17 protein-coding genes are annotated in these 19,178 nt (G+C 40.4%); 14 read left to right on the forward strand and 3 right to left on the reverse strand.

Annotation, left to right across the window (positions count from 1 at the left end; genetic code table 11):
- The first annotated feature begins 82 nt into the window (after positions 1-82).
- The 4 genes from J6O61_RS11975 (at position 83) to J6O61_RS11990 (ending at position 4,264) form a co-directional block, all read left to right on the forward strand.
- The gene (locus J6O61_RS11975; protein WP_292213471.1) at positions 83-667 is read left to right on the forward strand and encodes a hypothetical protein; all 585 of its coding nucleotides are present in this window, start codon (positions 83-85) and stop codon (positions 665-667) included.
- Positions 668-820: 153 nt separating this feature from the next.
- Positions 821-2,182 (forward strand): Trk system potassium transporter TrkA, encoded by a 1,362-nt coding sequence (gene trkA, locus J6O61_RS11980; protein WP_292213474.1) that lies wholly within the window; start codon positions 821-823, stop codon positions 2,180-2,182.
- 1 nt (position 2,183) lies between these two features.
- A complete protein-coding gene (locus J6O61_RS11985) occupies positions 2,184-3,629 on the forward strand; it encodes a TrkH family potassium uptake protein (RefSeq protein WP_292213477.1) in 1,446 nt (481 codons plus the stop codon).
- A 113-nt stretch (positions 3,630-3,742) separates the two neighbouring features.
- Complete coding sequence (locus tag J6O61_RS11990) at positions 3,743-4,264, forward strand: hypothetical protein (RefSeq protein WP_292213480.1); 522 nt, start codon at positions 3,743-3,745, stop codon at positions 4,262-4,264.
- A gap of 7 nt (positions 4,265-4,271) precedes the next feature.
- On the opposite strand, the gene J6O61_RS11995 is transcribed toward J6O61_RS11990, so the two are convergent.
- The gene (locus J6O61_RS11995; protein ID WP_292213483.1) at positions 4,272-5,048 is read right to left on the reverse strand and encodes a TraX family protein; all 777 of its coding nucleotides are present in this window, start codon (positions 5,046-5,048) and stop codon (positions 4,272-4,274) included.
- A gap of 9 nt (positions 5,049-5,057) precedes the next feature.
- Entirely contained in the window at positions 5,058-6,218 is a 1,161-nt protein-coding gene (locus tag J6O61_RS12000) for a DUF3048 domain-containing protein (RefSeq protein WP_292213486.1), read from the reverse strand.
- 135 nt (positions 6,219-6,353) lie between these two features.
- Here J6O61_RS12000 and J6O61_RS12005 point away from each other — a divergent pair, with 135 nt between their 5' ends.
- The 10 genes from J6O61_RS12005 to J6O61_RS12050 all read left to right on the forward strand — a co-directional run bounded on the left by J6O61_RS12005 (position 6,354) and on the right by J6O61_RS12050 (position 18,573).
- Positions 6,354-7,958: an MBL fold metallo-hydrolase RNA specificity domain-containing protein gene (locus tag J6O61_RS12005; protein ID WP_292213490.1), complete on the forward strand. Its 1,605-nt coding sequence runs from the start codon at positions 6,354-6,356 to the stop codon at positions 7,956-7,958.
- Positions 7,959-7,976: 18 nt separating this feature from the next.
- Positions 7,977-8,828, forward strand: coding sequence for a thymidylate synthase (gene thyA / locus J6O61_RS12010; RefSeq protein ID WP_292213493.1), 852 nt, complete (start codon positions 7,977-7,979; stop codon positions 8,826-8,828).
- Between the two features lie 48 nt (positions 8,829-8,876).
- On the forward strand, positions 8,877-9,371 hold the full coding sequence (locus J6O61_RS12015; protein ID WP_292213495.1) for a dihydrofolate reductase: 495 nt from the start codon (positions 8,877-8,879) through the stop codon (positions 9,369-9,371).
- A gap of 76 nt (positions 9,372-9,447) precedes the next feature.
- Positions 9,448-10,374, forward strand: a complete 927-nt coding sequence (locus J6O61_RS12020; RefSeq protein ID WP_292213497.1) for a diacylglycerol/lipid kinase family protein — start codon at positions 9,448-9,450, stop codon at positions 10,372-10,374.
- Positions 10,375-10,439: 65 nt separating this feature from the next.
- Complete coding sequence (locus tag J6O61_RS12025) at positions 10,440-13,214, forward strand: glycoside hydrolase family 3 protein (RefSeq protein WP_292213498.1); 2,775 nt, start codon at positions 10,440-10,442, stop codon at positions 13,212-13,214.
- Positions 13,215-13,475: 261 nt separating this feature from the next.
- The gene (locus tag J6O61_RS12030; protein ID WP_292213501.1) at positions 13,476-15,167 is read left to right on the forward strand and encodes an ABC transporter substrate-binding protein; all 1,692 of its coding nucleotides are present in this window, start codon (positions 13,476-13,478) and stop codon (positions 15,165-15,167) included.
- 76 nt (positions 15,168-15,243) lie between these two features.
- Positions 15,244-16,221, forward strand: coding sequence for an ABC transporter permease (locus J6O61_RS12035; RefSeq protein ID WP_292145801.1), 978 nt, complete (start codon positions 15,244-15,246; stop codon positions 16,219-16,221).
- Positions 16,218-17,051 carry an ABC transporter permease gene (locus J6O61_RS12040; protein WP_292213504.1) on the forward strand — a complete coding sequence of 278 codons (834 nt, stop codon included), beginning with the start codon at positions 16,218-16,220 and terminating at the stop codon, positions 17,049-17,051. The genes J6O61_RS12035 and J6O61_RS12040 overlap by 4 nt, the downstream gene beginning before the upstream one ends.
- A gap of 9 nt (positions 17,052-17,060) precedes the next feature.
- Positions 17,061-17,981, forward strand: coding sequence for an ABC transporter ATP-binding protein (locus tag J6O61_RS12045; RefSeq protein ID WP_292213509.1), 921 nt, complete (start codon positions 17,061-17,063; stop codon positions 17,979-17,981).
- A complete protein-coding gene (locus J6O61_RS12050) occupies positions 17,971-18,573 on the forward strand; it encodes an ABC transporter ATP-binding protein (RefSeq protein ID WP_292213512.1) in 603 nt (200 codons plus the stop codon). Before J6O61_RS12045 ends, J6O61_RS12050 begins: the two co-directional genes overlap by 11 nt.
- Before the next feature lie 297 nt (positions 18,574-18,870).
- Here J6O61_RS12050 and J6O61_RS12055 read toward each other — a convergent pair whose 3' ends face one another.
- Positions 18,871-19,032, reverse strand: coding sequence for a hypothetical protein (locus tag J6O61_RS12055; RefSeq protein WP_292213514.1), 162 nt, complete (start codon positions 19,030-19,032; stop codon positions 18,871-18,873).
- Positions 19,033-19,178 lie beyond the last annotated feature (146 nt).

The following is a 19,178-nucleotide window of genomic DNA, read 5'->3' on the forward strand; positions in this document are numbered from 1 at the left end:
TTTATTTTTAATCAGATTCATATACAAGCGATTTGGTTAATTATGGATGAGGCAGTACACCAGTGTTGACAGGGGTGGAAATATGAAAAAACTAAAGACCGCTACATGGGTAGCTTTGGCATTTACAATAGCTTTTGTTTGTAGTATCGGGGTTTGCGCAAAGGATGAACTTAAAGAGGCAAGGCAGTGTACGTTTGTGATTCCGTCGGAGTTTACGCTGGAGTCAGAATCCGGGCTGTTTGTAAACAGAAATGAGCCCATGGAATCATCTTCCATTAGCTATGATATTTATGATAATGGAAAAGATATAGCGCTTACCAACAGGGAAAAGAAAATGAATCCTGCTTCAATAGAAAAGGCTTCTATTGATAATACTTCAAATCTTACAAAATCAGAGTATGAAAAAGTAATTTCGGCATCTTATAAAGAAACTCTTGGGGAAGATGTGAAATTTAATGTTGATAGTTTTGAAAATGTGACAATCGACGGATATCCGGCATATCATATAGAGTCCAGTCTGTCAGTTTCGGGGCAGCAGACAATATATCAGAGTGTTTACATGATTTTGTCTAAGTACAAAACTTTTACAATAACATATCAAAGAGCTGAAGATGATCAGTGTCAGGAACTGTTTGAAACTAGCGCAGCAACCATACATGTAAGTTGAATAAGCTCAAATTATTATTTTTATAGTATATATCAGTATTTATATGCTTTTGGAGCTGGTTACCGTTAGCGACTGTATTGTAGTCGGTTACGGTATCCGCATCCGGCCGGATTTAGTAAGATATTAAACTGGCGGTATCAGAGGAGGAAAGTTATGCGAATTATCATAGTGGGCTGTGGAAATGTTGGACAGACTCTTACTCAGCAGCTCAGTAAGGAAGGCCACTACATCACTGTAATCGAAGAAAAAAGCAGCGTGGTTCAGAACGTTGTAAACAGTTTTGATGTAATGGGAATAGTAGGCAACGGAGCAAGTTACTCAATCATGAAGGATGCCGGAATCGAGAAAGCGGATCTTATGGTTGCGGTAACGGATTCGGATGAGCTTAATCTTTTGTGTTGTCTTATAGCCAAAAAGGCAGGTAATTGTCACACCATTGCGAGAGTTCGCAATCCCGTATACAAAAAGGAAATCAATTTCATAAAAGAAGAACTTGGTCTGTCAATGGTAATAAATCCTGAGGAGGCAGCTGCCAATGAAGCAGCAAGACTGCTTAAGCTTCCTTCGGCAACCAAGATAGAGACTTTTGCCAGAGGCAGAGCTGAGCTTATTAAAATGGTAATAAGCGAGGATTCAAGACTTTGTGATAAGGCACTTAAAGATATACCTGCCGATCTTAAAAGGCAGGTTATTATTTCAGTTGTTTCGAGAAATAATGAAGTATACATCCCTGACGGTAGCTTTATCTTAAGAGCGGGAGATGAAATAACAATTATCGGATCAAGCAGAAATACACTTAATTTCTTCAAAAAGCTTGGTCTACCAACCGCCAAGGTTCATTCGACAATCATAGTCGGAGGTGGAGAAACCGGATACTATCTGGCAGGCCAGCTTATTTCATTCGGTATTAAAGTAACTATTTTTGATAAAGATCCTGCGCGATGCAAAGAGCTTTCAGAGCTTCTTCCACAGGCACTTATCATAAACGGTGACGGTACCGACAAAGATATGCTTTTGGAAGAGGGAATCACCAGTGCGGGTTCATTTGCTTCTCTTACAAACCTTGACGAAGAAAACATCATGCTTTCTATGTACGTAAAAACCATAAATCCAAAGGCTAAACTAATTACCAAGGTTCACAGAGTAAATTATGGTGAGATTATAGGATCACTTGATATAGGAAGTATCATTTATCCTAAAAATATTACAGCTGACAGGATTGTGCAGTTTGTAAGAGGTATGTCTGCATCAAAAGACAGCAACATCGAAGCACTTTACAAGCTCAATGATGAGAGAGTTGAAGCTCTTGAGTTCATCGTCAGAAGCGGAAGCCGTGTAATAGGGGTACCTCTTTCCGAGCTTAACCTTAAAAAGGGAATTCTTATTGCCTGCATAAATCATTATGGCGAGATCATATCTCCCAGCGGTGACAGTGTTATAAGAGACAGGGATTCAGTAATCGTCGTTACAACCCTTACTGGTCTAAATGATATTAATGACATACTGGAGAAGTGACATGAATTATTCTATGATCAGATATATCCTTTTCAGGCTTTTCAGGATAATGGGTGGACTACTGATGCTGCCGTTTTTTGTGGCAGTCATTTACAAAGAATATGACAGTGCGGAGTCTTTCTTTTTGCTTATTGTGATAATGCTTGTGGTAGGAATTGTAGGTTCGCATAAAAAGCCAAAGAGTACTGTGATCTATGCAAAAGAAGGATTTGCAATAACAGCTCTTGCATGGATATTTATGAGTTTGCTTGGTGCAATTCCCTTTGTAATGACAGGCACTATCCCAAATTACATTGATGCTCTTTTTGAGACTATCTCAGGGTTTACTACTACAGGAGGCAGTATACTGACATCTGTTGATGGAATGGAGTACAGTGTTCAGTTCTGGAGAACATTTACCCACTGGATTGGGGGAATGGGAGTTCTGGTCTTTCTTATAGCGGTAATGCCGATGGTTGACGGTTACAGCATGCATCTTATGAGAGCAGAAAGTCCGGGACCGGTCGTAGGTAAGATTGTTCCTAAGGTAAAAGATACAGCCAAAATTCTTTATCAGATTTATATAGCAATAACAATTCTGGAAATAATATGCCTTATAATCACAGGATTACCGATATATGATGCCGTGACAATTTCTTTTTCAACTGTGGGAACCGGTGGATTTTCTATACATGATGCAGGAATCGGCGGATATTCCATAGCAAGTCAGGTTGTTATTATTGTGTTTATGGCTCTTTGCGGTGTGAACTTTACTGTTTATTATTTCCTTATTAACAGAAAGCCCAAGGAAGCCTTTGCCATAGATGAGGTTAAATACTACTTTGGAACCATGTTTGTTTCTGCAGCACTTATAGCCATCAATATTTACAGGGCAGGAATATTGACAGACGGTGTACTTTCTTTCCATCATTCACTGTTTGCAGTTGTTTCGGTCATGACAACAACAGGATTCGGAACTTTAGACTTTGACAAATGGCCTATGTTTTCAAAGATGATGCTTTGTATACTGTCCTTGATTGGAGCATGTGCAGGCTCAACAGGAGGTGGCTTTAAGTTTTCACGTGCCATTATTGTAATCAGAAATGCGAGAAACGAACTTAACTATCTTGTTCATCCCAAGGCTGTAAAAAGAGTTTATATGGATGGACATGCGGTTGAAGGAACAACTGTGAAATCTGTTTCGGCTTATCTGGTATTGTATGTTGCCACATTTATATTGTCATGCATTATAGTTGCACTGGATAATTTTGATTTTCAAACTACAGTTACATCAGTGGCGGCAACTATTAATAATATAGGTCCGGGACTTGGAATGGTGGGACCTATGGGTAATTACTCAGAGTTTTCGAATCTATCCAAGCTGGTTTTGATGTTTGATATGTTAGCCGGAAGGCTTGAGCTTTTGCCTATACTCATATTCATAAAGCCCAAAACCTGGAAAAAATGAAACAAGTGAAATAAATATAAAATTTTTATAAACATCCACTTGAAAATTGTGTCCAAAATGTGATAAGCTTTATTTGTATTTGTGAAAAGAATTATCAAGATAGGTGGGTTTATATGACAAAAACAAGAAAGACAATGCTTATTGTTCTTGTCGCGTTTCTTTTTGGCATTACAGTACTTGCCGGCTCGATGGTTATGTTTAGTACCGGCAGTGAGGCCAATGTAGACATCAGCCGTAGCGTTTATGAACACTCTGCTGAAGAAAGAGAGCACGGTGAGCATATCAGGCTGTCACAGAGAGTAACTGTTAAGACTGATGAGGGAACACTTCCATTTAGCGGAACAATAGCAAAATCGCAGGATGCTTTTTATCCCGGTACTTATAAGATAATATTCAGTAACAACGCAATATTGACGGACACAGCAACTGTTGAGGTCAAAATTCAGGCAAAAAAAGGTGAGACAGTATATGTTCTCACAGGTAATAAGGATAGTGGATATTCACAGTATGATGAAGTTATAGTGACAGAGCCTGATTGTGTAAGATTTGAGACTAATATTCTTCAGAATTATACACTTTCAACCACAGATATATGCGGAGCCCAAGAGGCTATGGCAAGTCTTGTTGGAAACTGATCATTAATCATATTCCGTAGATAGCAAGTCGTATTAAGATGAGTGCGATGAGATGAGCGGGGTAAAAGATATAGAAAAGATATTTAAGCTTTCCTAAATCTTTGCCTCGTTTTTTATTGTAGAAAAAAAGGAGAATAAAAGCAGGGAAGGATTTGAATTCATTGTTGATTCCGCAGAGCAGGAAATATGAAGCTAAAAAGCTTACGGATTCAAAGGAATGAAAGAAGTAAAAGATTAGCATTATGCCAATGCCAAATTCGCGATAGTCACAGTTAATAACATGCGCCGTGTAGGCGCCAACGGCTATGACAAGGGCGCTGGCAGGATAGAATGCAATGCGGGATATCTTTTTATCTGACATAGAAAATTCTTTTCTGAAAAAGTCTACAGCCCATATTACGAGAAGACCGATAAAAAGAGAAAACATGACATTTGAGCTGTATATGAAATCACCTTCAGTCTTATTGAATGCCAGATCATAGGGATATTCTGAAATAAGAGCAAAAATAAACAGACTAAGAGCGTATCTTAGTCTGTTTTTTGTATGATAGAATCCCTCTACTAACAGGTAGGCAAATATAGGAAAAGCGCTTCTTCCTATGAATCTAAACATTTTATAATAAAAGTTTGCCTGTTCATAAGGAAATATGTTTTTCTGAACACCTGCTCCAAAGGCAGGAAGGATTATGGCTGCTCCGATGTGGTCAATAAACATACAGATACAGGCTATAACTTTCAGTGTATTGCCATTAAGTTTACGATAGGTGTTCAGATTAGAATTCATAACTTTTGTTTATTCAAAAATAATATTTTCCCATGTGTCTGACGGAACGAGAGCGATATATGTTTTACCTGTGTTTATTTCAAGCTCCTCGCCGTTTTCATCGTAGTATCTTGTAACATCGGTCTCACTTGTCTTAACCCAGGTAACGTCCTTGGCAACACCATTTGTAAGATACCATGCATATTTACCGGAATCGATGCAGTTGTAAATGAGGTATCCGTTGTCATCAAGCTGAACGAAATCGCAATTCTGAAGAATTACATTCTTAAATGCAAGTACTTCGCCGTCCTCGGCATCTTCATGTGTCTCACCATATTCTGAATACTCATAAAGACCTGTCTCAGGGTTGTAAGTAAGTGTTGATCCGTTGTGCCAGAAAGGAAGTGAAACTTTATTGGCTGCATAATATCTTGAATATTTTTCATCAAGATTTATCTGTTCGCCGTAAGTGACAAAATTAAAATGCTCACCTTCGTTGGCATATTCATTATATGTTGTTTCGTATCCGGCTGTGCCTTCGTAGTCCGAGAAGTTATTTTCAAGATCGCCGTTTATAATGTATTCTGTGAACTCTTTTGACTTGCCGTTGTTTACTCGTGAAAAAGTTCCGGAGAAATGAGCTGACCAGGGCTGTGAGAAGTATTGGTCGTTGTAATACGGACCACCATCGTGACAGAGAACAGCGTTCCACTCTGAAGCAAGCATAATGTTTGTGGGGCGGGTACTTCTGATGCTGCCAAGCTGTTCAATATTGCCCCAATCCTTGACAAGGCACATTAGTCTTGTGATGCGGTCATTGGCAGTGCTGTTCATGAGCTCGTATACTACGTCTGCTTCAGCTGTACCGTAGTGTGGAAGAGCGGTTTTTTCATTGTCTACCATTGCTGCAATAGGGCGCTGGTCTTTGATATCTTCGCTTATTGGTTCTCCGGTAAGTTCGCTGAAGTACATACCTTCAGGAAGTACGTAGGGCTCATCGGAATCAGCAGCTTCCTCTAATACTGTTGATCCGGTAGTTGAATCGCTTTTACTTACCTCTTCGACAGATAATGCACCTGAGGAGTTATTGTCTGAGCCGGAGCCTGTTGAAGAACAAGCGGCCACTGAAATAACTGTAACGGCACACATAATAGAGGCAATAGCTTTTTTGGCATATCTATTAATGTACATTTCCAAAGTCTCCTTAAATTAAAGTCAATCTATATTGTACCAAATATGGATTCTTTTTTCCAATATTAAAGTAAGTTTACTATTGTCTTATGAAAACCAAAATTATGATATACTGATAAAAGCGAGGTGAGACAGATGAAGCTTATGTTTATTGGTGCCGACCATGAAGTAACGGGAAGCTGTCACTACATAGAAGCAGCCGGAAAAAGAATTTTGGTTGATTATGGAATGGAACAGGGGAAGGACTACTTTGAAAATGTTCCGCTTCCCGTTAGTGCTCCTGAAATTGATTATATTTTTCTTACCCATGCCCATGTAGATCATTCCGGAAATCTTCCGCTTCTTTATGCAAAGGGATTTCGCGGCAAGATATTTGCAACAGTTGCGACCACCTCTTTGTGCGATATAATGCTCAGAGATTGCGCTCATATACAGATGCAGGAAGCTGAGTGGAGAAATCGCAAGGCCAAAAGAAGTAAAGATGTAGCTCAGATGGAGCCGGCATATACCATGGAAGATGCGGAAAAGACCATAAAGAGCTTTATTCCATGCAGATACGGGGAAGAGGTTAAAGTTTGTGAAGGTGTAACCATAAGATTCACAGACATCGGACACCTCCTTGGCTCAGCAAGTATTGAAGTTTGGTTACAGGAAAAAAATGTGGCTAAAAAGATTGTCTTTTCAGGCGATATAGGCAATAAAGACCAACCGCTTATAAGGGATCCGCAAAAGACTGATTCTGCTGATTATGTAGTCATGGAATCCACCTATGGTGACAGATTGCATTCAAGCAGCAGACCGGATTATATAAAAGAACTTACTGCTATACTTGAGAGGACTTTTGCCCGTGGAGGAAATGTTGTTATTCCGTCTTTTGCAGTTGGAAGAACTCAGGAAATGCTGTACTTTATCAGAAAGATAAAGAAGGACGGACTTGTCAAGAATAAGCCTGATTTTAAGGTCTATGTTGACAGTCCGCTTGCTGTAGAAGCGACTGAGATATTTAATGACAATCAGATGGAATGTTATGATGAAGAGGCTATGGAGCTGGTAAAAAAGAGAATTAATCCAATTTCTTTTCCGGGGCTTAACCTTGCAATCACAACTGAAGAGTCAAGGGCTATAAATGAAAATCCCGAGCCCAAGGTTATAATATCGGCTTCCGGAATGTGCGAGGCAGGAAGAATAAGGCATCATCTTAAGCACAATCTCTGGAGGCAGGAGAGCACTATTTTGTTTGTTGGATATCAGTCCGTCGGAACAACGGGACGCGCAATCATCGATGGGGCGGAGCAGATAAAATTATTTGGTGAAACCATTGATGTTAAGGCTGAAATATGCAAGCTTGAAGGATTGTCAGGTCATGCCGATAAAAACGGGCTTGCAGATTGGATTGGCGGCTTTACAGGGCAAAGACCTAAGAAGGTATTTGTGGTTCACGGAGAAGACAGCGTATGCACTTCCTTTGCTGAATTTCTGAAAAAAGAGCAGGGACTTGATGCCTACGCTCCGTATAGCGGAACGGAAGTTGATCTGATTTCCGGAGTTATTACAAGAGAAGGGGTTCCGATTCCGGTAAAGAGAAAAGAGTCTACACTTGTTTCGGATGTCTATGCAAGGCTTAAGGCTGCCGGAGCCAGACTTATGGGTATAATAGCAAAGAGCGAGGGGATGACCAATAAAGATAAGGCAAAATTTGCCGATCAGATAAATTCACTTTGTGATAAGTGGAGTAAATAAAAGAAAGAGGATGACGGTATGAGCAGAGCAGATGAAATCTTTATAAATATGTGTAAAGATATTTTGGAAAACGGTACTTCAACAGAGGGAGAAAAGGTAAGGCCTCACTGGCCTGACGGAACACCTGCCTACACCATCAAAAAATTCGGTGTTGTAAACAGGTATGATCTTTCTAAGGAATTTCCCATTATGACACTTAGAAAGACTGCCCTTAAGAGTGCTACTGATGAAGTTTTGTGGATATATCAGAAAAAGAGCAATAACATTCATGATCTTAACAGCCACATTTGGGATGAGTGGGCCGATGAGACAGGTTCTATAGGTAAGGCCTATGGCTATCAGATCGGTCAAAAGAGCATATATAAAGAGGGTGAATTTGATCAGATGGACAGGGTTATCTATGATCTTAAAAACAACCCGTTCAGCAGAAGAATTATGACTAACACCTATGTTTTTTCCGACCTGCATGAGATGAATCTTTATCCATGCGCATATAGTGTTACTTACAATGTGACACAGAAAAAAGGCGAGGATCGATTGACGTTGAATGCTGTACTTAATCAGAGGTCTCAGGATGTACTTGCTGCCAATAACTGGAATGTTGTTCAGTATGCAGTACTTGTGCATATGCTTGCGCAGGTTTGCGATATGAATGTAGGTGAGCTGGTGCATGTTATTGCAGATGCTCATATTTATGATCGCCACGTTCCGCTTATTAAAGAGCTTATTGAAAGAAAACCTCTTCCTGCTCCTAAGTTTACCCTTAACCCTGATGTAAAAGACTTCTATCAGTTTACCCGCAATGATGTTTCTTTAGAAGGATATGAGGTTTCAGGAGAGCAGTTTAAGGACATACCCATTGCGATTTGAGCAATCCGTATATCGCTCAAAAACATTTAACACACATCAGGAGGATACATGAAAGCAATAGTAGCAGTAGACAGTAATTGGGCAATAGGAAATAAAGGAAAGCTTCTTGTGAGCATACCTGCAGATCAGAAGAATTTCAGAAATCTTACAAAAGGAAATATCATTGTTTACGGAAGAAAGACGCTTGAAACTTTTCCGGGACAGGTAGTTCTTCCAAGCAGAAGAAATATAATTCTTTCCACCAGGGAGGATTATGAAGTCAAAAATGCTGAAGTTGTACATAGTAAAGATGAACTCCTTGACCTTGTAAAAAATGAAGATACGGATAATGTATTTATCATCGGAGGATCAAGTGTATATAACGAGTTTATCGATGAATGCGATACAGCTATAGTTACCTTTATCGACAAGGAATATCAGGCAGATTCTTATTTTCCAAACCTTGATAAGGCTCCAGATTGGGAACTTGTTGATGAGAGTGATGAACAGGTTTATTTTGACATAACATATACATATAGAACTTATAAAAGGAAAAACAGCTAAGGAACTGCCATGAAATAACTTGAGAATATTGTACATATTCAAAAAATAAGCAAATATCATTTCATTACAGCTCCTAATGCCCGGTATTGAGAATATGTGTAAAAAGAGAGCACTGGTTTTAATTAATAAGACATCAGGAACAGGGAAAGCCGGAAACGAAACGCTTGATATAGCTACAAAGCTGGCGCTAGCCGGATACGAACCTGTTGTTTATCCGATTCTTCCGGAAAGCAACCTGACTTCAGAAGAAATCATTCCGAAGTATGACGGCACTTTAGACCTGATTTTATGTAGCGGCGGTGACGGAACGCTTAATCATGTCATGAATGAGATAATGAAGCTGGAAAAAAAGCCCATCCTTTCATATGTGCCATCCGGAAGTACCAACGATTTTGCCAAAGGTCTGGGAATCCCTTCATTAAAGGCAAAAGCTATAGAAGTTGCGACTTTGGGAGAACCATATACATATGATGTCGGAAAAATGAATGACAGGTACTTTAACTATGTTGCTGCCTTTGGAGCATTTTCCAAAGTCAGTTATGCAACTGACCAGGAACTAAAAAATGTTCTAGGTTATGCGGCTTATGTTTTAAGTGCTATTGCAGAGCTTCCGCAGAATATAGGATATAGCTGTCACATGAAAATAGAGGCCGATGATCTTGTGGAAGAAGGTGATTTTCTTTTTGGAGCTGTAAGTAATTCTGCATCAGTTGCCGGAATGACTCTTTTAGCGGATGAAGATATCAAGCAGGATGATGGACTGATGGAACTTTTACTGATCAAAGCTCCTAAAAATCTGGCGGAATTTAATGCGGTTATATCAGCCCTTGCGACAAAAGAGCCAGACAATCCCTATATCATTTACAAGCAGGTAAAAAAAGCGAAGTTCATCTCCGATACTGATACAGAGTGGACTTTGGACGGTGAATTCGGTGGCGCTCATAGAGTGACAGATATAGAAGTGATCAATAAGGCAATTACTATTTTGGTTGGAAAAAAATAGTATTGACGAAAACGTTTAAGTAAGTCAATATCTATAGTAAATAGTTTTTTGATTGAGGTTATTTTATGGGTAAAACATGGGATATTGAGAAATTTAAGCTTTCAGCCAGAAAAGCGGCTGCTGAAGGTATTGTAATGCTTGAAAACGAAGGCGGTGCGCTTCCTCTTAAAAAGAATGAGAAGATAGCAGTATTTGGAAGAGCCCAGATGAATTACTACAAGAGTGGCACGGGATCGGGAGGAATGGTCAATGCCCGCTATGTTGTGGGTATTTATGAGGCTCTTGATAGTTCAAAGAGGTTCAAATTGAACAAAAATGTAAGAAAGGCCTATGAGGATTTTGTAAAAGAAAATCCTTTCGATATGGGCTTTGGATGGGCTGCTGAACCTTGGTTTCAAAAAGAAATGCCTATTACTGAAGCTTTTGCAAAAAAGGCAGCAGACGAATCAGATAAGGCTGTTTTTATTATCGGAAGAACAGCAGGAGAGGATCAGGACAACAAGATTACTGAGGGAAGCTACCTTTTGACAAAAGAGGAACTTTCTTCACTTAAAACTGTATGTAAGGCTTTTAAGCAGACTATAGTTCTTTTGAATACAGGCAATATCATAGATATGAAATGGGTGAAGGAGTGCAAGCCATCATCCGTGCTGTACGTATGGCAGGGTGGACAGGAAGGCGGAAATGCTGTTCTTGATGTTCTTAGCGGAGATGTCAATCCTTCAGGTAAGCTTTCTGATACAATTGCATTTGACATTAATGATTATGCATCCACAAAGAATTTTGGCTCTGACAAAAAGAACTATCAGGAAGAAGATATCTATGTAGGATACAGATATTTTGAGACTTTTGAAAAAGAAAAGGTTCTTTATCCGTTTGGCTATGGCTTGTCTTATACAAGCTTTGATATTGCTCTTGGAGATTTTATATATGACAAAAAAGACGGAGTAAGCCTTGAAGTTCTTGTGACCAACGCAGGAGACAAAGCCGGAAAAGAAGTTGTGCAGGTTTATTGTAAGGCTCCTTTGGGAAAACTGGGCAAAGCTTCAAGGGTACTGTGCGGCTTTGCAAAGACTGATATTCTTGAGCCGGGACAGTGCCAAAAATTGCAGTTTAACGTTCCCGGATATTGGATGGCGTCATATGACGACGGCGGAGTTACAGGTCATAAGTCATCATATGTTCTTGAGGAAGGTGTTTATACTATTTATGCCGGCAGCGATGTAAGAAGTGCCAAAGAAGCCGGTGAGTTTAAGCTTGATGAGCTTGAAGTTGTCTCAAAATGTGAAGAAGCGTACGCTCCTGTGGATAAGTTCAAGAGACTTACAGCAAAAAGTGGAAAAACAGGCATAGAAAAAATATATGAGGATGTTCCTCTTCGTACCCTTGACCCAAACAAAAAGAGAAATGAAAGACTTCCAAAGGCTCTTAAATATACCGGAGATAAGGGATATAAGCTTGTAGACGTTGCAAATAAAAAGGTAAGTCTTGAAAAGTTTATTGCTCAGCTTTCAGATCATGATCTTGTGACTATGATGCGTGGTGAGGGAATGTGTTCTCCTAAAGTAACTGCCGGAATTGCAGGTGCTTACGGTGGAGTAACAGATGCTCTTTCGGATTTTGGAATTCCTGTAGGAGGATGTTCTGATGGACCATCCGGAATCCGTATGGACTGCGGAACCCATGCTTTTTCGCTTCCGAACGGAACGTGTCTGGCCTGCACATTTAATGAAGATATTAATGAAGAACTATTTGGATGGGAAGGTCTGGAACTTAGGAAATTCAGGATTGATGCCCTTTTGGGACCCGGAATGAATATTCACAGAAGCCCGCTTAATGGTAGAAATTTTGAGTATTTCTCTGAGGATCCTTTCCTTACAGGTAAGCTTGTATCTGCACAGCTTCGCGGACTCCATAAGTACGGAGTTACAGGTGTTATAAAGCATTTTGCCGGAAATACCCAGGAGACTAACAGACATAACGTCAACAATGTTGTTTCAGAGAGAGCTCTTCGTGAGATTTATTTAAAGGGCTTTGAAATTGCGGTAAGAGAAGGTAATGCCAGAGCTGTTATGAGTACATATGGCCCTGTTAACGGTATATGGACTTCAAGCAGCTATGATCTTCTTACTACTATCCTCAGAGGAGAGTGGGGATTTGATGGTATAGTTATGACCGACTGGTGGGCTATGGGCAATGATGAAGCCAATGCCGAGGGAAGCTACAGCAACGTGGCTGCTCAGGTTCGTGCGCAGAATGATCTTAACATGGTCAATTCCAATGCAGAAGAGAATTCCAACAAAGATAACCTTGACGATGCTATAGAAAAGGGGCTTGTTACAAGAGATGAGCTTGCAAGGTGTGCCGAAAATATCTTGAGATTCCTTCTTAAGACACCGGCTTTTGAGCATTTGAACGGCAAAGAGTCACCTCTTGATAAGGAATTAAAGGCTGCCATGGATGATGATGATGCGTCTCTTCAGGAGATGATCAAGGTCAAGTTTGATAAGAAAGAGCTTTCACTTGATACGAAGCTTATAAATACAGAAAAAGGTGAAACAACTGTATTTTTACTTTCAACACCTACCAAGTGTGAGATGGAAATGGAAATAACTCTTAAGGCTGAAAATCAGCCGGATGTGGCACAGCTCCCACTTTCTATCTTTCAGGACAGACAATTGCTTCAGACTATTACACTTACAGGAATGGACAAAAAATTCAAGACATTCCAAGTTAAGCTTGCACCATCATTTCTGGGAAACTTCTATCTGAAATTCTATTTTGCTCAGACAGGACTTGTGGTAGATTCAGTAAAAGTTATAAAAACTAAAGAGATGTAAATAGGAAACTATTTAGAAGCAGAACAAAGAGAGTATTCTGGCGAAGGTATTTTGCTTTCACAAGAATACTCTCTATTTGCATAAAAGCGATGTCTTTTTAGCAAGTATAAGATACGTACTTCCATATGAAGTTTACGCTTATACATATAGCCGGTAGTACATTTGTTTCTATAATAAATCCCAAAATAACCCCCCAGGGGGCTTAAAATTGACTTTTCTGTACTTTATAATCCAATAGACATCAAAAAATGGAGGATTGTTATGAAAAAGAAAAGTATTTCTTTAGTTTTGGGAGCTTCTCTGGTTCTGTCATTAGCAGGATGTGGGCAGGAAGTAGCTACAGACAATAATGTTACTGCCGCAGAGCAGGAGGCAACAACAGACAATAATGCTACTGCTGTGGAGAAGGAAACAGTTTCTGCTTCAGAAGAGGCAGGAGATGATTCTTCAGAGAGCATCAATGTTTATATAGGCGGATCAATATTTGATTCAAGTATGGATCCGGTTAAGGGCTTTATGAGTTATGGATATCCATTTGTAAATGAAGCGCTTATTCAGGCAGATACTACTTCAGAATATGTTGCGGATCTGGCAACTGATTGGGAAGTAAGTGAAGATGCACTTACTTATACATTTAATCTTCGTGAGGGAGTTACATTCAGTGATGGAACACCGTTCACAGCAGAAGATGTTGTTTTTACCTATGAAGAGGTTCAAAAGAACCAGGCCAATAATGAAAATGTTGATCTTACAAAGCTTAAGTCTGTAGAGGCAGATGGCGATTACAAGGTCGTATTTACACTTAATGAGTGCTATTCACCATTCCTTGATACAGTAGCAATGCTTCAGATCGTTCCAAGCGATTCATATAACAGCGAGACATTTGATACAGCGCCTATAGGAACAGGTGCATATAAGGTTGCTCAGTATGATACAAATCAGCAGATCATTCTGCAGATCAATGACAGCTACTGGGGTGGCACACCTGATATTGAGCAGGTAAACATCATTTCAATGGATCAGGATACAGCTTATTCCAATGCAGTATCAGGTCAGCTTGACGTAGTCATGGTTGGTTCAACATATATCAATGAGACAATTGATAGCATGACTCTTCACAAACTTGAGACAATGGACGTTCGTAATGTGAGTCTTCCTACTCTTACAGAGCAGGTTATGAAGGACAGCCAGGGCAATGAATACAATGTAGGTAATAACGTTACTAGTGATATTGCAGTTCGTAAGGCTCTTTCAATCGGTATCAATCGTCAGGAAATTATTGATAATGCATTTAACGGCGAAGGAAAGCCTGCTGTTAATTTCACAGATAATCTTCCTTGGGCTTCAACTGATGACTACGAAGACAATCAGGTTGATGAGGCTAAAAAGATCCTTGAAGATGCTGGATGGATTGATTCTGATGGCGATGGAATTCGCGAAAAAGGAGATCTTAAGTGTTCATTTGATCTTATAGCTCCGGGTAACGATGAAGATCGTTATAAGCTTGCAACAGCTCTTGCTGAGAATGCTAAAAACCTTGGAATTGAGATAAATGTCCGCAATGAGTCATGGGATGTTGCTGTAGTAGAAGAGAATACAACTCCTATTGTCTGGGGCTGGGGACAGTTCTCACCAACAGTTATCTATTCAACATATGATTCAGAGATGTTCCTTGAGGCTCAGTATGCCAACGTAACAGGATATACAAACGCAGATTGCGATGCAGCAATTGAAAAAGCCTTTGCAGCATCAAACCAGGCAGATGCAAATGCTGCATGGAAGGAAGCTCAGGCAATTGGAGACAGTGAGTACCCATACCTGTATCTTGTAAATATCGAGCATTCATACTTTGTAAAAGATAATCTTGATATTTCTGAATCTACACAGATACCACATCCACATGGACATGGAAGCCCAATTATCTGCAACCTTAAGGATTGGGTATTAAACTAAAAACAATCAGATAATAATAAATTCATTCGGATACCACCCCGTGAATGAGGTGGTATCTTTTTTGAGGTAAGTAGCTATGAGAACCAGAAATATTTTATACGAACTGATTCGTATGCTTCTTTTGCTGATACTTGTGAGCTTTTTGGCTTTTGTGCTGATAGCAAAATCGCCAATTGACCCACTGGTATCTTATATTGGAACAAATTCAACGTTGTCACCTGAAGCTAAGCAGGAGATTGTGGAGCATTGGGGATTAAATGAGCCTGTTTTTACGCGCTTTTTTAAGTGGCTTGTTAATATCCTTCATGGAGATATGGGAACATCAATAACATATAAAAAAGCAGTTAGCAGCGTTATTATTGAACGCTTCTCATATTCGATAGTGCTTATGCTTTTGGCGTGGATATTGTCAGGAATACTGGGATTTGTCATAGGTGTTATCTGCGGAATAAAGCAGGGCGGAATATATGATCGGATTACAAAGCTCTTTTGCCTGATGGTTAAATCAGCACCCACATTCTGGCTGGGACTGATGTTCCTTGTTATATTTGCAGTCAGCCTCGGCTGGTTCCCAATCGGAATGGCTGTTCCTATGGGAAAACTTAAGAGTGAAGTTACTGTTTGGGACAGGCTCTATCATCTGGTGCTTCCGGTGATCACTCTTACTGTGGCCAATATAAGTGAGGTGGTTCTTTATACAAGACAAAGAGTTGTTGAGATAATCGGAAGTGACTATATCCTGTATGCAAGAGCACGTGGTGAGAACCAGGGACAGATCATCAGACGTCATGTCCTTAGAAACGTCATGCTTCCTGCTATAACTTTGCAGTTTGCTTCATTTAGCGAGCTCTTTGGCGGAATGGCACTTGCTGAAAATGTATTTGCTTATCCAGGAATCGGGACAGCAACTACAGCTGCGGCTTTAAGCGGCGATGCACCTCTTCTTATGGGTATTGCTCTTATTAGTGCGCTCTTTGTTTTTACTGGCAATCTTATTGCCAATATTTTGTATGGAATTTGTGATCCCAGGATCAGGGAAAAGGAGGAGTCATGAGAAATACATCATTGTGGAACAGACGAACACGACTTACTCTCCTTATTGTTTTAGCAGCTACTTATCTTTTGGCGGTGTTTTTCTGGGGACTTTTTATTGATCCAAGCGAGTATGGTGTTCACTACGAAAATAAACTCCTTGCCCCCAGTGGTCAGCATCTTTTTGGCACGGATGCAATGGGAAGGGATATGTTCAAACGCTGCATCAAGGGACTCTCAAACAGTCTTGTGATAGGTCTTTTGGCTTCTCTTGTAAGCTCTGTGGTTGCACTTATCATGGGAATTGCATCTGCGGTATTTGGCGGATTTGTGGACCGATTTGTGAATTTATGCGTTGATCTTTGCATGGGACTTCCGCATCTTGTTTTGCTGATACTTATTTCATGTATGGCAGGAAGAGGAACAGTTGGCGTTACTGTGGCGGTTGCCCTTACACACTGGCCTTCACTTACCCGAATCGTGAGGCAGGAGGTTTTGCAGCTTCGAAATACGCAGTACGTACTGGCTAGCAGAAAAATGGGAAAAAGCTATTTGACTATTGCCCTTACACATATGGTTCCCCATGTGCTTCCGGCTTATCTTATAGGACTTATCCTTTTGTTCCCACATGCTATCATGCATGAAGCATCAGTTACTTTCCTTGGATTTGGTCTGCCAAAAGAAATGCCGGCTATCGGAGTTATTTTGGCAGAATCCATGAACCATATCACCACCGGAAAGTGGTGGATGGCTCTTTTCCCTGGGCTTATGCTCCTACTGGCTGTTGTCTTGTTTGACCTTATCGGTGAGACACTCAAAAAACTCTGGAATCCAAACAGTGGTAACGAGTAAGGAGGGAACATGGGAAAGACACTATTAAACGTTGAAGACCTGGTTGTAGCTTTTTCTATGTACCGGGGTGACTCATTGAAAAAAGAAAACCTTGAAGTTATCCACTCACTATCACTGGACGTAAAAGAGGGCGAGATCCTTGCTGTTGTTGGATCAAGCGGATCAGGAAAGAGTATTTTGGCAAGCGCTGTCCTCGACCTTCTTCCTAAGAACGCGGTTGTGAGCGGTAAGATCACATATGATGGAAAACCACTTTCCATGAAGACTACACCTGATCTTTATGGAAAAGAAATCTCTTTTATCCCTCAGTCTGTGGATTATCTTGACCCGCTTATGAAGGTTGGAAAGCAGGTTCAGGGCGTTAAAGGCAGCAAAGCCCGTCAGGAGGAGCTGTTTGAAAAGTACCGTTTAGGAAAGGATACAGAGAAAAAGTATCCGTTCCAACTCTCAGGAGGAATGGCAAGGCGTGTACTCATTTCAGGCGCGGTGATGGGAAATCCCAAGCTTATAATAGCCGATGAACCTACACCTGGTCTCGACCTTGAGCTTGCAATGGAGACTTTAAAGCATTTCAGGACTCTTGCCGATCAGGGGACAGGAATCCTTATGATCACACATGATATAGACCTTGCCCTTAACGTGGCTGACAGAATCGCAGTATTTTACGCAGGTACAATAGTAGAGATTGCATCAACACAGGACTTTTTAAGTGGAAGAGATGCTCTTAGACATCCATACACAAAGGCTCTTTATGATGCGCTTCCACAAAACGGCTTTAAGCCTATACCCGGAGCTCAGCCCTATGCAGGAAGCCTTCCTTCGGGATGTCTTTTCGCAGACCGCTGTCCATACAGGGACGATGCCTGTGCCGGTGCGCAGCCAGAGCGTGAAGTAAGAGGCGGAAAGGTTAGGTGCGCTCATGCAACTTGAAGCAAAAAATATAAGTTTTAGATATGACAAAAAAAGTCCCTGGGTTTTGAAGGATGTTTCACTCTCTATCCAAGAAGGCGAGAGAGTGGGAATTGTTGCTCCATCCGGCTTTGGCAAGACAACTCTTGCAAGGATACTGGCAGGATATGAGAAACCATCAGAAGGTCAGGTGCTCATAGATGGAAAAGAGCTGCCTTCAAAAGGTTTTTGCCCGGTGCAGCTTATCTATCAGCATCCGGAGCTTTCTGTAAATCCCAGATGGAGAATGGAAAAGACGCTTAACGAGTGCTTTACTCCTGATGAAGCTCTTTTGGCTAAAATGGGAATTGAGAAGGAATGGCTACACCGCTGGCCTTCAGAACTTTCAGGCGGAGAGCTTCAAAGATTCTGCATAGCAAGGATCCTTACACCAAAGACAAAAATCCTTATCTGTGATGAGATATCTACAATGCTAGACGTTATCACCCAGGCTCAGGTCTGGAATATCCTTCTTGATATTGCCAAAGAGCGAAACATGGGCATGGCAGTGATCACCCACAACAAGGCCCTTGCAGAGAAAGTCTGCACAAGAACCGTAAGACTCGACAAATAAATATACTTTCTTGCGAGTGGCATAAAATCCATAAGTGCCCATAACTTTGGATAGATCTCGGAGTATTCGCAAAGACACAGTAAATATAAAATAATGCGCCTTGTTTTCTTTCATGCTTATTCAAAACAGAAAACAAGGCTTTTATTTTATATTAACTGTCTCTATTGCTCATACTAAATCGCTCTATCCAAAGTTATGGGCGCTTATGGATTTATGGTTTTTCTCGACTGATGCTAGTAATTGTTGGACGAAAGAAATCATCGAATCCTAGTGTTACATTTAGCTCTGCATCTTCTATCAAATTGTCCTTAACCATTTTTTTCCTACATCTTCTGTAAGAAAGAAATCTGCGGTGATTGGTTTGCCTTTGTTGTTGTGACCTAACAACGTTGCCTTGTACCAATCGCCATCACCCTTTTTCTTTGCTCTGACTATTAGACATACTAACTTGATATCCATAATTAATCCTCCTAGTATAGTAATGATGTAGTCATTAAGGACTACAGTTAATAGTTTCTATTTCCAAATCTAAGTAATGATTGAAGGGAGGATTCCCCTCTCATCAGATATCATCAAGGAGCTTTACTAACAGTTATACATGTCTG

The organism is Butyrivibrio sp. (genome assembly GCF_017635265.1).
In the GTDB taxonomy this organism is placed as follows: domain Bacteria; phylum Bacillota; class Clostridia; order Lachnospirales; family Lachnospiraceae; genus Butyrivibrio.

Bases quoted from the DNA above. Each gene is read 5' to 3' on its own strand.
- J6O61_RS11975 (WP_292213471.1), top strand. From the start codon at position 83: ATGAAAAAACTAAAGACCGCTACATGGGTAGCTTTGGCATTTACAATA.
- trkA (WP_292213474.1), top strand. From the start codon at position 821: ATGCGAATTATCATAGTGGGCTGTGGAAATGTTGGACAGACTCTTACT.
- J6O61_RS11985 (WP_292213477.1), top strand. From the start codon at position 2,184: ATGAATTATTCTATGATCAGATATATCCTTTTCAGGCTTTTCAGGATA.
- J6O61_RS11990 (WP_292213480.1), top strand. From the start codon at position 3,743: ATGACAAAAACAAGAAAGACAATGCTTATTGTTCTTGTCGCGTTTCTT.
- J6O61_RS11995 (WP_292213483.1), bottom strand. From the start codon at position 5,048: ATGAATTCTAATCTGAACACCTATCGTAAACTTAATGGCAATACACTG.
- J6O61_RS12000 (WP_292213486.1), bottom strand. From the start codon at position 6,218: ATGTACATTAATAGATATGCCAAAAAAGCTATTGCCTCTATTATGTGT.
- J6O61_RS12005 (WP_292213490.1), top strand. From the start codon at position 6,354: ATGAAGCTTATGTTTATTGGTGCCGACCATGAAGTAACGGGAAGCTGT.
- thyA (WP_292213493.1), top strand. From the start codon at position 7,977: ATGAGCAGAGCAGATGAAATCTTTATAAATATGTGTAAAGATATTTTG.
- J6O61_RS12015 (WP_292213495.1), top strand. From the start codon at position 8,877: ATGAAAGCAATAGTAGCAGTAGACAGTAATTGGGCAATAGGAAATAAA.
- J6O61_RS12020 (WP_292213497.1), top strand. From the start codon at position 9,448: ATGCCCGGTATTGAGAATATGTGTAAAAAGAGAGCACTGGTTTTAATT.
- J6O61_RS12025 (WP_292213498.1), top strand. From the start codon at position 10,440: ATGGGTAAAACATGGGATATTGAGAAATTTAAGCTTTCAGCCAGAAAA.
- J6O61_RS12030 (WP_292213501.1), top strand. From the start codon at position 13,476: ATGAAAAAGAAAAGTATTTCTTTAGTTTTGGGAGCTTCTCTGGTTCTG.
- J6O61_RS12035 (WP_292145801.1), top strand. From the start codon at position 15,244: ATGAGAACCAGAAATATTTTATACGAACTGATTCGTATGCTTCTTTTG.
- J6O61_RS12040 (WP_292213504.1), top strand. From the start codon at position 16,218: ATGAGAAATACATCATTGTGGAACAGACGAACACGACTTACTCTCCTT.
- J6O61_RS12045 (WP_292213509.1), top strand. From the start codon at position 17,061: ATGGGAAAGACACTATTAAACGTTGAAGACCTGGTTGTAGCTTTTTCT.
- J6O61_RS12050 (WP_292213512.1), top strand. From the start codon at position 17,971: ATGCAACTTGAAGCAAAAAATATAAGTTTTAGATATGACAAAAAAAGT.
- J6O61_RS12055 (WP_292213514.1), bottom strand. From the start codon at position 19,032: ATGGATATCAAGTTAGTATGTCTAATAGTCAGAGCAAAGAAAAAGGGT.